General features: G+C 72.9%; 11 protein-coding genes. All 11 read right to left on the bottom strand.

Going from position 1 to position 13951, the window contains the following annotated elements; all coding sequences use genetic code 11:
- Window positions 1–51 precede the first annotated feature (51 nt).
- Window positions 52–906, bottom strand: coding sequence for a zf-HC2 domain-containing protein (locus IEZ04_RS11665; protein WP_189216724.1), 855 nt, complete (start codon window positions 904–906; stop codon window positions 52–54).
- Complete coding sequence (locus IEZ04_RS11660) at window positions 903–1481, bottom strand: sigma-70 family RNA polymerase sigma factor (protein WP_189216723.1); 579 nt, start codon at window positions 1479–1481, stop codon at window positions 903–905. The genes IEZ04_RS11665 and IEZ04_RS11660 overlap by 4 nt, the downstream gene beginning before the upstream one ends.
- Window positions 1482–1814: 333 nt before the next feature.
- Window positions 1815–2426 carry a CGNR zinc finger domain-containing protein gene (locus tag IEZ04_RS11655; protein ID WP_189216722.1) on the bottom strand — a complete coding sequence of 204 codons (612 nt, stop codon included), beginning with the start codon at window positions 2424–2426 and terminating at the stop codon, window positions 1815–1817.
- Window positions 2427–2623: 197 nt separating this feature from the next.
- On the bottom strand, window positions 2624–3775 hold the full coding sequence (locus IEZ04_RS11650) for a uroporphyrinogen-III synthase (RefSeq protein ID WP_189216721.1): 1152 nt from the start codon (window positions 3773–3775) through the stop codon (window positions 2624–2626).
- A gap of 159 nt (window positions 3776–3934) precedes the next feature.
- Window positions 3935–5317, bottom strand: a complete 1383-nt coding sequence (locus tag IEZ04_RS11645; protein ID WP_189216720.1) for a nitrate/nitrite transporter — start codon at window positions 5315–5317, stop codon at window positions 3935–3937.
- 173 nt (window positions 5318–5490) lie between these two features.
- Window positions 5491–6357 carry a hypothetical protein gene (locus IEZ04_RS11640; protein WP_189216719.1) on the bottom strand — a complete coding sequence of 289 codons (867 nt, stop codon included), beginning with the start codon at window positions 6355–6357 and terminating at the stop codon, window positions 5491–5493.
- Window positions 6358–6515: 158 nt separating this feature from the next.
- Complete coding sequence (locus tag IEZ04_RS11635) at window positions 6516–7253, bottom strand: GAF and ANTAR domain-containing protein (RefSeq protein WP_189216718.1); 738 nt, start codon at window positions 7251–7253, stop codon at window positions 6516–6518.
- Between the two features lie 127 nt (window positions 7254–7380).
- A complete protein-coding gene (locus tag IEZ04_RS11630; RefSeq protein WP_189216717.1) occupies window positions 7381–8346 on the bottom strand; it encodes a helix-turn-helix transcriptional regulator in 966 nt (321 codons plus the stop codon).
- Window positions 8347–8593: 247 nt separating this feature from the next.
- Window positions 8594–9910, bottom strand: a complete 1317-nt coding sequence (locus IEZ04_RS11625) for an acyltransferase family protein (RefSeq protein ID WP_189216716.1) — start codon at window positions 9908–9910, stop codon at window positions 8594–8596.
- Window positions 9907–12102, bottom strand: a complete 2196-nt coding sequence (locus IEZ04_RS11620; RefSeq protein ID WP_189216715.1) for a bifunctional polysaccharide deacetylase/glycosyltransferase family 2 protein — start codon at window positions 12100–12102, stop codon at window positions 9907–9909. Before IEZ04_RS11620 ends, IEZ04_RS11625 begins: the two co-directional genes overlap by 4 nt.
- Complete coding sequence (locus IEZ04_RS11615) at window positions 12102–13823, bottom strand: hypothetical protein (RefSeq protein WP_189216714.1); 1722 nt, start codon at window positions 13821–13823, stop codon at window positions 12102–12104. The genes IEZ04_RS11620 and IEZ04_RS11615 overlap by 1 nt, the downstream gene beginning before the upstream one ends.
- Window positions 13824–13951 lie beyond the last annotated feature (128 nt).

The raw sequence follows: 13951 nt of genomic DNA, 5'->3' as shown, positions 1-13951 counted from the left end.
CGGCCCGCCGCGGAATGCCGACACCGTGCCCACGGGGCGCACACGTCCCGCCTACATGTCCACCTCGACGAGCTTCTCGCCGTCGAAGGTCATCACCTCGAAGTGGTCGATGTCGTTCGGCTCCATGGCGACGCCGCCCTGCACGTAGAGCGGGTCCCTGGCCGGTTCGTCGGTGGCGCCCGGGATGCCGTAGCCCCAGGCCGGGACCGACCAGGTGGTCGCGGTCTCGCGCTCGCCGTTCTTGCCGACGGCGATCAGGGAGCACTTCTCGGGGCCCTTGACGTTCTTCAGCTCCAGGACGGTGTCGGTGCCCCAGGCCTTGGGCTCCACGGCGACCGTGGCGCTGACCCGGGTGCCCGTGTCGGTGGCGGTGACCCTGTCGTCCCGGTTGAGGAACGCGTCCTTGGCCGGGCTGGTGGCGTTGAGCGTCTCCCCCGCCCGGACGTTGCGCGGGTCCTCGTTCCCGCCGGTGACCGCGATCGCGGTGACGGGGCCGCCGACGATGAGGGCGGCCGCGGCGGCGACCATGTAGAGGTTGCGACGACGTTTCTGCGCGCGGCGCTCGGCCACCTCGTCGACGAGGCGCTCGGTGAGCCGCGGGCTCGGCCGGGCGGCGAGGATCTCCCCGACGGCCGGGCTGCCCTGGGAGCCGGGCAGGTCCGCGAGCGCGGCCAGCATCGGCTCCATCCCGGCGAGTTCGTCGAGTTGCTGCGCGCACCACTCGCAGCCGGCGAGGTGCGTCTCGAAGCGGGTCGCCTCGGCGTCGTCGAGGATGCCGAGGGCGTAGGCGCCCACGGTCTCGTGGATGTCGCCGGGGCCGTCGCCCGGCTGTACGCCCCTGAGCGGGCCGGAACCGCCACCGGTCCCGTATCCCCCGTACCCGTCTCCCCCGTACCCGTTGCTCATGCCGTCACCCCGCGCTCCTCGAGAGCCAGCTTCATCGACCGCAGGGCGTAGAACACCCGTGAGCGAACCGTGCCGCTGGGGATGCCGAGCGTCTGGGCCGCCTCATTGACGGTACGTCCTTTGAAGTACGTTTCCACCAGGACCTCCCGGTGGGCAGGGGTCAGGTCGTCCAGTGCGTCCGAGAGTGTCATCAGCCACAGCGCCTTGTCGATCTCGTCCTCCGCGGGGATGACCTCCAGCGGCGACGGGTCGACCTCCTGCGGCCGGGCCTGCCGGCTGCGGTGGCCGTCGATGACGATGCGCCGGGCGACCGTCACCAGCCAGGGGCGTACCGAACCGGTCGCTCGATTGAGCTGACCGGCGTTCTTCCAGGCACGGATGAGCGTTTCCTGCACCACGTCCTCGGCGCGTTGCCGGTCTCCCGCGACCAGCCGCAGCACGTACGCGAGCAAGGGTCCCGCGTGTTCCCGGTAGAGCGCGCGCATCAGGTCCTCATCGGGCTCGCCCGAGGACTGTGACGCTCGATGTCGGGCCCTGTGCGGGCGTTCATCGGCCACAGCGGAATCCTTGCGCACGGCTACCTCCGGTGTCCCCGATTCGACCGGGGTCCCCCAGTCGGTCGCTCAACCCGAGGTACGTGGACGACCGGCCGTGTGTTCAAAGAGAGCGCACAAATCTGTGATCCGTCCGAGACCTAAGGGGGACAATGGCGCCTATTTCCTACGTTGGAACCCTGCGTGACCAGGGGATCCGTGATTGGTTTCCTTCACATCAGCAGATGCCGACCGAGTCGAATGCCCCGTTGTCGCGGACTTCGAGCGAAAAGCACGCACCGCCCGGAACGAATACCCTTCACGCCTTTTCGAGAAAGAGCACGGACGGTCAAATCACGAGCAAGAACGGCATTCTCACGCGCGCGCCAGAGCGGCCCGCCTACGGTGCCGCGCCACCCGCTCCCGGTTGCCGCACGTCTCGCTGGAGCACCACCGGCGGCGCCGCCCCCGGGACGTGTCGACGTACACGAGGGGGCAGTTGTCCCCCGCGCACTGCCGCAGCCGCGCGCACGCCACCGGATCGGTCAGCAGTTCCACGGCGTCCCGGGCGACCACCGCCAGCAGCGCCGCGCAGCCCGGCGGTTCCTCCAGCACCCGGACCAGCGTGCCCTCGTCGGTCCGTACGGCGAGGGGCGTCGGCGTCGCGGCCCTGGTGAAGGCGTTGACCCGGGCGAGCGCCGTCTCGTACGGACGGGAGTCCCGCGCGTTCGGGCCGGGCGCCCCGCCCGGTACCAACAGGCCGACGCAGGTCCGCAGTTCGCGGAAGCCCGCCAGCCAGGACGTGTCGGTCTCCGCCAGCGGTGTCCCCTCCGGGACCAGGCCGGCCCCGACGATCCACGCCCGCAACCGGTCCGGCGAGTGGAGCTGTTCGGCGGGGTGCGTGGTGGCGAGGAGGTCCAGACAGAGCCTCCCGCAGTCGAACCGCGGCTCGTAGGGCTCCGTGGCCCTGGCCGTGCCGGTTGCCATGCGCCTGTCACCGCCTTCGGCGAAGTGCCGGTGAGTGCCGTGCGAGGTCCTGCCCGAGGTTCTGTCCGAGGTTCTGCCCGAGGTTCTGTCCGAGGGGCCGTCCCCTCTACAGTGCCCGCAGGCGCAGCGGACCGGAAGGCCGCGCACTCACTTCGGCCGTGCACCGCCCCGTGCCCGGCCCCTCGCCCGTACGCCCCTCAACCGTCCGCGTACTTGGCGTCCGCGGCGGGGTCCAGTGCCAGCCGGTACCCCCGCTTCACCACCGTCTGGATCAGCTTCGGCGTGCCGAGCGCCGTCCGCAGCCGGGCCATCGCCGTCTCCACGGCGTGCTCGTCGCGCCCCGCCCCCGGCAGCGATCGCAGCAGGTCCGCACGGGACACCACCCACCCCGGACGCCTGCACAGCGCCCGCAGCAGCGACATCCCGGCGGGCGGCACGGGCCGCAGCGCCCCGTCCACGAGCACCGCGTGGCCGCGGATCTCCAGCCGGTGGCCGGCGACGGGCAGCGTACGGGCCCGCCCGGGCAGTTCCTGGCAGAGCAGCTGCACCAGCGGCCCGAGCCGGAACCGCTCGGGCTGCACCGTGTCGACACCCCGGGCCTGCAGGGGCAGCGCCGTGACCGGGCCCACGCACGCGGGCAGCACGTCGTGGTGGAGCGCGGCGAGCAGTTCGGGCAGCAGCCCCCGGTCCTCGGCCCGGGAGAGCAGGGAGGCCGCCGCGGGCGCGCTGGTGAAGGTGACCGCGTCCAGACCGCGGGCGACCGTCGTGTCGAGGAGCCGGTCGACGGGGCCGAGGTCCTCCGGGGGCATCCAGCGGTAGACGGGGACGCCCACCACCTCCGCTCCCCCGGCCCGGAGCGACTCGACGAAGCCGGGCAGCGGCTCACCGTGCAGCTGGACGGCCACGCGCCGGCCCTCGACGCCCTCCTCCAGCAGCCGGTCGAGCACCTCCGCCATGGACTCCGACGAGGGCGACCACTCCTCCGTCAGCCCGGCGGCCCGGATGGCGCCCTTGACCTTGGGTCCGCGGGCGAGCAGTTCCACCTCGCCGAGCCGGCCGAGCAGGGCCTCGCCGAGCCCCCAGCCCTCGGCGGCCTCGATCCAGCCGCGGAAGCCGATGGCCGTGGTCGCGACGACGACGTCCGGTGCCCGGTCGAGGAGGTCCTTGGTGGCGGCGAGCAGTTCCCCGTCGTCGGCGAGCGGCACGATGCGCAGGGCGGGGGCGTGGAGGACGGACGCGCCGCGCCGCTGGAGCAGTGCTCCGAGCTCGTCGGCCCGCCGGGCGGCCGTCACACCGACGGTGAATCCGGCGAGAGGCCCGTGGTCTGGTCGCTGCTGTTCGTCGTGCATGCCTCGTCCCGCGGTCGACTTCCTGCGCCTGCGTCCTGCCTGCGCTGCTCCTGCCCTACGCCTGTGTACCGGAACCGAGCCTGTCAACGGCGCGTGACGGACTCGGTTCCGGTTCATGTCGGCGGCGTTACAGCAGGAGCCGGGCCCCTTCCGTACCTCTCACACCTCGGCATAACTGAGCTGCGGCTTCGCCTCGGTGGTCGCCGTGGCCTCCGGACGTGCCCCCACCGGCCGGCGAAGGTATACGGCCCAGGTCACGGCGAGGCAGACCGCGTAGAAGGCGAGGAAGGCGACGAAGGCGCCGGTGCCGGAGCCGTAGGAGAGGAAGGACTGGCGGAAGGCCAGGTTGATGCCGACGCCGCCGAGCGCGCCCACCGCGCCGATCAGTCCCATCGAGGCACCGGAGAGCCGGCGGCCGTGGGCGGCGGCCTCCTCGCCCGTGAGCCCCTTGGCGAGCGCCTTGGTGTGGAAGATGCCCGGGATCATCTTGTACGTCGAGCCGTTGCCGACCCCCGTGAGCACGAACAGCACCACGAAGGCGGCGACGAACAGCGGCAGCGACTCCCGCATCCCGGCCACGATCAGGACGGCGGTCGCGACGGCCATGCCGACGTAGTTGAGGAGGGTGATCCGCGCGCCGCCGTGGCGGTCGGCGAGCCGGCCGCCCAGGGGCCGGACGAGGGAGCCGAGCAGCGGCCCGATGAAGGTGAGGTACGCGGCCTGCAGCGGCGTCCGCCCGAACTGGTTCTGCAGCACCATCCCGAAGGCGAAGCTGTAGCCGATGAACGATCCGAAGGTGCCGACGTAGAGGAAGGACATGATCCAGGTGTGCGCGTCCTTCGCGGCGTCCCTGGCGGCTCCGGTGTCGTTCCTCACGGACGTGAGGTTGTCCATGTACAGCGCGGCGAGGGTCGCGGCCACGACGATCAGCGGGATGTAGATGCCGAGCAGCAGGCGCGGACCGCCGCCGGCGCCGATGATGGCGAGCGCGATCAGCTGGATGACGGGGACGCCGATGTTGCCGCCGCCCGCGTTGAGCCCGAGGGCCCAGCCCTTCCTCCGCAGCGGGAAGAAGGCGTTGATGTTGGTCATGGAGGAGGCGAAGTTGCCGCCGCCGATGCCGGCCAGCAGGCCGACCAGGAGGAAGGTGGAGAAGGAGGTGCCCGGCTCCATCACGGCGAAGGCGGCGACGGTCGGGACGAGCAGCAGACCGGCGGAGACGATGGTCCAGTTGCGCCCGCCGAAGACCGCGACGGCGAAGGTGTAGGGCACCCGGACGACCGCGCCGACGAGCGTCACCATCGACGTCAGCAGGAACTTGTCGGCCGGTGTCAGCCCGTACTCCGGCCCCATGAAGAGCACCAGCACGGACCACAGGGTCCAGACCGAGAACCCGATGTGCTCGGACAGGACGGAGAAGAGGAGGTTGCGGTTGGCGATCCGCTCGCCCTTCTCCTTCCAGAACGTCTCGTCCTCGGGATCCCAGTGCTCGATCCAGCGGCCTCCCCTGCTCGGTGCGGGGGTCGTGCTCGGGGCTGTCATGACGCCTCCACGGTGCTCCGGTGCTCGCCTGTACTCGGGTCGAGGGGTGACGAGTCCCGAAGGTAGGGAGGCCGCGTTTCGGCACTGTGGCTGTGGGTGACCGGAAGGGAACGTTGCTCTCACCGGCGCGCGGGGACGGCGGTGAGGTGACTCCTACGGCCGCTCCACGGCTGCTACGACACCGACCCGAGGTAGGCGAGGGTGTTGCTGCCCCCGTCCTCCCAGGTGATGACCACGTCGTCGCCGTCGCGGCGCACCGTGCCGTAGACCAGGCCGGACTCGTCCTCGCTCTTCGAGCCCATGGGTTCGAGGGCGATGCGGAAGGAGTCGTCGTCGAGGTAGGCGCCGAGACCGGTCATGATCCCCTTGCCGCCGAGGGCGTCTATGTAGGAGAGCGCGTACTTGCCCTTCAGGTCGCCGGACTCGTACTTGGAGCCGATGGTGAGCGTCCTGGCCTGCTCGTCCTGCCACTGGCCCTCGACGCCCTTCGCGGGCGGGGTGCCGGCCGCCTCGTCGTCGTTGTCGTCCGCGATGCCGCCGGAGCCGTACGGAGCGTCCGTGGTCCTCCCGGCCCCGGCCGAAGGGGCGTCGACCGGCTCCTCGCTGCCGCTCGCGGACACGCTCGGCGGGGCGGAGGCGCTGCTGTCGGCGCCGGGTGCGCCGCCGTCGCTCCCGCCCTGGGTGGCGAGGAGGATGCCGCCGCCGCACAGGGCCACGATCACCGCGGCGGCCACGACCACGAGGGCCGTCTTCTTCCGGCCCGAGCCGTCCCCGGGCGGCGGGGGCGGGTAACTCCCGTAACCGCCCGCGCCGTACCCGGGCGCGCCGTACGGAGCCGGAGGCGGGGCCTGGCCCGGGTACGCAGGCGGTACGGGTGCGCCGCCGTAGGGCTGGGGCGGCTGCTGCCCGGCGTACGGCGCCGGGTACGGCGGCTGCTGCGCGGACTGCGGCGGTTGCGGCTGCTGAGGCGACTGGGGCTGTGGAGGCTGGAGGTTGTAGTCGTCCTGCGGCGGGCCGGGCGGGCCGGGGGGCTGGGTCATCGGCGGGTGTCACTCCTCGGGTACGTCGGCACACGTCGGCGGCAGTTGCCGTAACACCCGCCCCGGACGATCCAAACAATCACCACGCCGAACGCGCACGCAAGTGCGTCCCGTACTCGGTTACACGCTCGCTACCTGCCGTGGGGCGCGCCGGCGCGTCAGGGCCGCGCGTCGAGTTCGGAGGGGACGGCCCCCTGTGCGACGCGGGCGGCGAGTTCGCTGAGTTTCTGCCGCCGGGAGCGGGCGTGGGAACGCAGCAGGACGAACGACTCCTCCACGCCGATGCCCAGGCGGGCCGCCAGCGCGCCCTTGGCCTGTTCGATCACCACACGGGTGTTCAGGGCCGTCTGCAGCTGTTCGAGCACCTCGTCCTTGGTACGCAGCACCTTCCGCTGCCGCAGCCAGGCACCGGCGGCGTCGGCCAGCGACTGGGCCAGGCGCAGGTCGCGCCGGGTCGGCGGGAAGGGGCCGGCGCCCATCAGGTCGACGGCCCCGACCGTGTGCTCGCCGACGCGCAGCGGCACGGCGGCGACGCTGGTGATGCCGACGCGCAGCGCCCGGGGGGCGAACCGGGGCCAGCGCCGCAGCCCGGTGCCCGGGGGGTGCAGCACGACCGGTGTCAGGACGGCGCCGCTGCGCGTGCTGTCCACGCACGGACCCTCGTCCAGTGCGAGCTGGCCCTCCTCCAGCCGCCGGAAGTCCTCGTCGGAGGCGGCGAGGTGGTCCACCTGTCCGGCCCCGTTCATGATCATCGCTCCGGCGGCGCGGATGCCCAGCAGGGTGACCAGATGTGCCGTGAGATCCTGCAGGAGGTCCAGGACGTCGCAGTCGCCCGTACGGGCCGCCAGGTCGAGCACCGCCTCGGCGACCAGCGTTTCGCGTTCCGTGCTTGGCATGCGAGTTCCTCCGGCCCGGCTTGTTCCGCACACCGTGCAGTCAAGTCCGGTACCGGGCGGCCGTGACATGCCGAGAACGCAGCGGGGCCGCCGGGCGTACAGAAAACGCAACGCGCCGTGTGCCGTGTCAGGGACCGCGGTGCAGCAGGGTCTCGTGCGGGGTGGTGCCGTAGGCGGCGCGGTGGGCGGCGGCGAACCGGCCGGGCTGGAAGAAGCCCCACCGGTTGGCGACGGCGGTGACCGTGACGCCGGTGGTGGGGTCGGCGGCGAGCAGCTCGGCGTGGGCGTGGGCGAGGCGGACCCGGCGCAGGTAGCGCATCGGCGTCGTGTCGAGGTGCCGGCGGAAGGCGCACTGCAGGGTGCGGATGCTGACGTGGACCGCCGCGGCGATGTCGGCCACGCAGAGGTCCGTGTGGGCGTGCTCGTCGATGTAGGCGACGGCGCGGCGCAGGGTCGCCGGGTGCGCGTCGTTGCGGTCGCCTGCGGTGGGGTCGGTGAGCGCGGTGTTGGGGAAGGTGCTCAGCACGCCGGCGGCGACGTACTGGGTGGCGGTGGAGACGAGCAGCGGCTTACCGGGCAGGTCGGGGTCGGCGCGGACGGCGTTGCGCAGGTGGCCGATGGTGTGCCGCAGGTGCCGGGCGGCGGCCGCCGAGACCGGCCGGTCGCCGGTCAGCCGCACCGGTACGGGCCTGCGGCCGGGGACGCCGGCGGCCACCCTGTTCAGCAGGTGGGGTTCCAGCATGAGCAGGTTGTAGCGGGACCGGTGGATGACGCCCGCGTAGGACTGGTCGTGGGGGGTGTACAGAAACACGTCACCGGGTCCGAAACGGCCCTCGTCCCCGTCGGGGAAGTACTGCCGGACTATGGCGCCGGACTGCACGCTGCACACGCAGATCCGGCCCATGACGTCCGCGTCGTGACTCACGTCGAAGCTGAACTCGAGCTGGTCGACGCCGACCGGCCCCAGGACGTCGCGGGTGACGTGCGCCCGGGTCCGCTCGCCCTCGCCACCGAGCCGCATTCTGGTGTAGGCCCTGCTGAGGACCTCCTCGGTCAGCTCCAGGTCGTCGCTGTCGAAGTCAAGCGGTTCCATGGCGGTTCCCGTCGATCGGTCACGATTACGGCTGGGGCGGGACACTCCCGCCCGCAGGACCAGGACCCACCGGCCCGTCCGCGCCACTGGCCGAATCGAACCGGCGTCCCCACGCTACTCCGGCCCGGACGGCCGGGCGGCGCCTTTCGGGGATCCGGCGGGAGCGGCGGGCGTGTCACCGCACGGCCACGCCCCGCCCGGCCGGATCAGCCGTCCGGTCCAGTCCCGACACGGGTGCCCGCCTCCCTCAGCCCCTGCGCCGCCCGGTTCCCCGCCGCGACCCGTCCGGCCACAGCCTCGGCCTCCGCTTCGCGGCGATGTCCTCGACCCAGCCCACCGTCACGATCGCCAGCCCGATCAGCGGCCAGGTCAGGATGAACATCCACATCGTGTACGTCGTGGACAGCGCGTCCATCATCCGCTCGTCCATGAACGGCAGCTCGTAGAACTTGTCGACGATCAGGACCGTGCACGCGATCAGCAGGTTGTGCCAGAGGTAGATCGTGACCGCCCGGTTGTTGGCGAGCGTCACCAGCCTGTCCCACTTGGCGAGCCGGCCGGGCAGCTCCTGCCAGGACGGCGAGTACAGCAGCAGGATGACCACGAAGCCGAAGGACCAGGTCGCCTGGGCGAGCGGGATGCTGTTCAGGTCCCAGCCGTCGGCGGTGAGGTGGCCGGACGCCCACCACAGGCCGAAGGCCATGACCAGCGCCGCGAGCGAGACGGCGAGGTAGCGGGGCACCTTCGTGAGCATGCCCTCCTGGTGGGCGAAGCCCAGCACCCAGCAGCTGCCGTAGACGGCGAAGTCGGTGACGGCGTTGCCGGTCTCGCCGGGGATCCTCACCAGTCCGGTGCCCACGACCGCCGTCAGCGCCATCGGCGCGAGCAGCGTCACCCACGGCGCCCGCCGGAACGCCCACAGCAGCAGCGGGGACGCGAGCACGAACCACAGGTAGGTGCGCAGGTACCACAGCACCTCCGCCGCCTGCGCCGCCCAGGTCCCGTCCAGCAGCCCGCCCGGGAAGCCGGCCTCCTCGGGGTAGGGCGGGGCGCCGAGCGGGAACACGTAGTTCAGCACGCTCGCCAGGCTCCAGGTGCCCCCGTCGGCGGGGTTCCAGCCGCCCACGAACAGCAGCGTCAGCACCAGCGCGCCGAACGCCCACAGCGGGGGCAGCAGCCGGCGGATCCTGCCCCGGATCACACCCCACGCCGGGCGGCTCAGCGAGCGCGCCATCAGCGAGCCCGCCAGCGCGAACATCACGCCCATGGACGGGAACACGATCGACAGCCACGCCCAGCCGAAGACGTGGTAGACCACGACACGGACCAGCGCGATGCCGCGCAGCAGGTCGAGGTAGCGGTCGCGGCCGGGCTTCGCGGGCTTTCCGGACTGCGGCGGCGCGGCGGGTCCGTCCTCCGCCCGCGTCCCGGTGTCCTCGGGCAGCGGCGGCTCCTCCGTCCGCTGCCGGGGGAGGCCGTACTGGCTCGCGTACGACCGCGCGTACGGGTTCTCCGTACCGGCGGCCCCCTGGCCGCCCTGTGCACCCTGGTGCTGCTGTGTCATCCCACCGGCCTCCGTTCACCAGCGCTCTGCGTCCGCTGTGCCGGCATCGACGCCTCCGGCGGGGGCGCCCCCACCACGCCCGTACGGCGGAGCTTCTGCCAGCGCAGGCGGCCGCCGGTGAGCGCGGTGATCCAGGACTGGAGCAGGACGACGTACATCAGCTGCCGGTAGAGGACCTGCTGGAGCGGGAGCGAGATGAGGTGGGTCATGCGTTCCCGGTCGAGGCGGAAGGCGTAGGCCGCGCAGACCGCCTGGACGGCGAGGACGCCCAGCCAGGCGCCGATCGTCTTGCCGGTCGGGCCGAAGATCAGGCCGTAGACGAGAAAGACGTCGATCAGCGGGGCCAGCAGGGGGGCCACCACCATGAACAGCGACACGAACGGCAGGCCCACCCGCCCGAAGCGGCCCGACGGACCCTTCTCGACGAGCGCCTTGCGGTGCTTCCAGATCGCCTGCATCGTGCCGTACGACCAGCGGTAGCGCTGCGACCAGAGCTGCTGGACGGTCTCGGGGGCCTCGGTCCAGGCGCGGGCGTTCTCCGCGTAGACGACGCGCCAGCCGTCGCGGTGCATCGCCATCGTGATGTCGGTGTCCTCGGCGAGCGTGTCGTCGCTCATGCCGCCCACCCGTTGCAGGGCCGACCGCCGGAACGCGCCGACCGCGCCCGGGATCGTCGGCATGCAGCGCAGCACGTCGTACATCCGGCGGTCCAGGTTGAAGCCCATCACGTACTCGATGTGCTGCCAGGCGCCGATCAGGGAGTCCTTGTTGCCCACCTTGGCGTTGCCCGCGACCGCGCCCACGCTCGGGTCGGCGAAGGGCTGCACCAGCTCGCGGACGGTGGACGGCTCGAAGACCGTGTCGCCGTCCATCATCACGATCAGGTCGTAGCGGGCGTTGGCGACGCCCCGGTTGAGCGCGGCCGGCTTGCCCGCGTTGAGCTGGCGCACGACGCGGACGTTCGGCAGGCGCAGGTTCTCCACGATGCGCGCGGTGCCGTCGGTCGAGCCGTCGTCGATGACGATGACCTCGACGGGGTGGTCGCTCGCCATCAGCGAACGCACCGTGTTCTCAATGCACTTGGCCTCGTTGTACGCGGGCACCAGCACCGACACCGGTTCGGTGACCGGGCCCCTCGGCCCCCAGCGGAAGTTCTTCTTCCGTACCCGGCGCGCGTGGATGCCGGACAGCACGAGCATCAGGCCGAAACGGGCGAAGACCAGGACGCCGATCACAGCTAGCCCCACCGTCAGGACGTCGGTGACCCGCATCGACGCCTGGACCAGCACGACCCACGCCTTGCCCTTGACCGCCTCCAGCCCCGCCACCTTCGTGTGCGCGCTGGGCGCGCCGAGGGCCTCGGTGAGGTTGTCGAACTCGTAGCCCTGGTCCGCGAGGTCGGGCAGGAACCGGTCGAGCGCCGCGACGGTCTGGCTGCGGTCGCCGCCGGAGTCGTGCATGAGGACGATGGCGCCTTCGCCGTTCTCCGGCGTGGCCCGGCGGATGATCTCGCCGACGCCCGGCCGCTTCCAGTCCTCGCTGTCGGTGTTGTTGACGACGGTGAGGTAGCCGAGGCTGCCGATGTACTCCGTGACCGGCCACGACTTGTTGTCCATGGCGTCGGAGAACGACGAGTACGGCGGCCGGAACAGCGAGGTGCGGATACCGGCGGCGCCCGCGAGCGCGAGCTGGTTCTGGGACAGCTCCCAGTCGATGCGCGCCTGCGACTGGTACGACAGGTCAGGGTGGTTGAAGGTGTGCAGGCCGATCTCGTGGCCCTCGTCGACCATGCGCTGGACGAGGTCCGGATGGCGCGAGGCCATGGCACCGGTGATGAAGAACACCGCGTGCGCGTCGTGCTTCTTGAGGACGTCCAGGACCTTGGGCGTCCAGGTGGGGTCCGGGCCGTCGTCGAAGGTCAGGACGAGCCGGCCGTCCGGCACGCTCAGGGTGCTGGGCGTGCCGTCGCGGGTGTCGATGACCGGGCCGCCCTCCAGGACCTCCTGCGGCACCTGGTCGGTGGCGGCCGGGGGCCGGACACGGTGGTCGGCGAGGATCTCGCTGTGCACGTACCCGCGCAGCATCAGCATTGCCATCAGGGCGGTGAGGACGAGGACGGGCAGCAGGTAGCGCAGGGGGAGCCGACGGCGCCGGACACGTGGTGCGGCGCCGTGACGGGAGGAGCGGGCCATCAGATGACGTTCTCCGGGGGCGTTGAGTCAGGGGAGGCGGCGGGGTGGGCGAGGGTGCGCGGCTCGTAGGGCGCGCGGGATGCGGGACCGCCGGCGGCGGTGCGGGACCGGTCCCCTGCGGCGAGTTCGTCGGCCGGCGCCTCGTCGGCGGGCAGGCCGTCCGTGGTGCCGGGCGAACTGACGGGTGAGCCGGCCGGGTCCGGCGGCTCGGCGGTCGACGGGCCGGTGGGCAGTACGCCGGTGACCGGCGCGCTGTCGGTGGGCTGCGGGTCGGTCTCCTCGCCGGCCGACGGCACGAGGCCGGTGGGCACCTGCGGGTCCGGGACGCTGTCCGACGGGGCCACCACGACGGCACTGGACCTGGGTGCCGGTACGGTGCCGGCGGTCTCGGCCGGGTCGGTGCGCGGCGAGACGTCCTCCGCCGCGGTGGGGTCGGCCGGCTCGGTGGGCTGCGGGGAGGTGTCCGCCTGGCCGGCGGGCCGGTCGCCGTCCTGGCCCTCCACCGGCAGCCAGGGTGCGTTGGAGTCGCCCGACATGAGGGTGGCGACGATGACGACGGCGAAGACCGCGCAGGCGACGCCGACGAGTATGCCCAGCCGCCGCAGCACACCGCGTCGGCGGCCGGACTCGTCCACGAAGACCGGACCGTCGGAGTCGCCCCCACCGGGCGCCCCCTTGGCCTGCCGGACGAGCCAGTCCTCCATCTGGGGGCCCACTACGTCCATCTGGACGGTGACCTCGTGGGGGTCGTGGGTGTGACCGGCATCCCCGGCTCCGGTGCCGTTCCCGGGCTGCTCGCCCAGGTCCGCGTCCAGGGGGCTCCTGGGGGCGGTCGGGCGCAGCCGCAGCTGCCGGGTGTCCGGGTCCACGAAGGCCCGCCCGGCCGCCGCCCGGCCCGCCCGCGCGTCCGCCCTCTTGCCCTTGGGCACGTCCGGCCACCCGCTGGGCTGCGGGGCCGACTTGCCGGCGGAGGGTGCGGAGGGGGTCTCGGCCCGGTGCGGGGCCGGAGAACCCGCCCGGTGCGCGGTCGGCGTCTCGGCGCCGTGCGCGGTCGGCCCGTCGGCCCGGTGCGGGGCCGGAGAACCCGCCCGGTGCGCGGTCGGCGTCTCGGCGCCGTGCGCGGTCGGCCCGTCGGCCCGGTGCGGGGCCGGGGAACCCGCGCGGTGCGCGGTCGGCCCGTCGGCCCGGTGCGCGGCCGGGGAACCCGCCCGGTGCGGGTCCGGCGTTCCGGGTCGCCCGGTGTCCGGCGCCTCGGCCCGGTGCCTGCCGGGGTTACGGGGCGACTCGGCCTCGGCGAAGGGCTGGAGGGGGCTCGTCTCCGGGAGGGGGAGGGGGCGCGTCTCGGCGGCCGGGAGCGGACGTGTCTCCGGTGCCGGTGCGGGGCGTGGCCCCGAGGTCTGGACGGGGCGGGTCCCGGCGGCCGGGAACGGCCGGGTCCCGGGCTCCGCTATTCGGCGTGGCTCCGCCTCCGGTATCAGCCGCGTCTTCGCCGCCGGGTCGTACGACGGCTCCTCGGCCCGCGGCCTGCCGGTGGCCCAGGAAGGGCCGGGCCCGGAAGGTTCGGCAGCGGGCAGCGGCCGGGCCCCGGGCTCCGCCGTCAGCCGGGTCTCCGCCTCCGGTATCAGCCGCGTCTCCGCCGCCGGGTCGTACGACGGACCCTCGACCCGCGGTCCTCCTGGCCTCTGGGGCGCACGGGGCGGCCGGGCCTCCGGCCAGGTCACGCTCCGGCCGTCCCGTTCGGGACGGCCGCCGGGCCCGTCGTCGCCGCGGTTCGCGGAACCGTCACTGCGCCCAGCGGACGGCCAACCGCCATCGGGCCGCTCCGGTTGGGTGTCTTTTCGCCAGTTCT

The sequence above is a fragment of the Streptomyces ruber genome, from assembly GCF_014648075.1.
In the GTDB taxonomy this organism is placed as follows: Bacteria; Actinomycetota; Actinomycetes; order Streptomycetales; family Streptomycetaceae; genus Streptomyces; species Streptomyces ruber.
The sequence above is the reverse complement of the archived record's forward strand: the minus strand, read 5'-3'. Positions and strand labels throughout refer to the sequence as shown.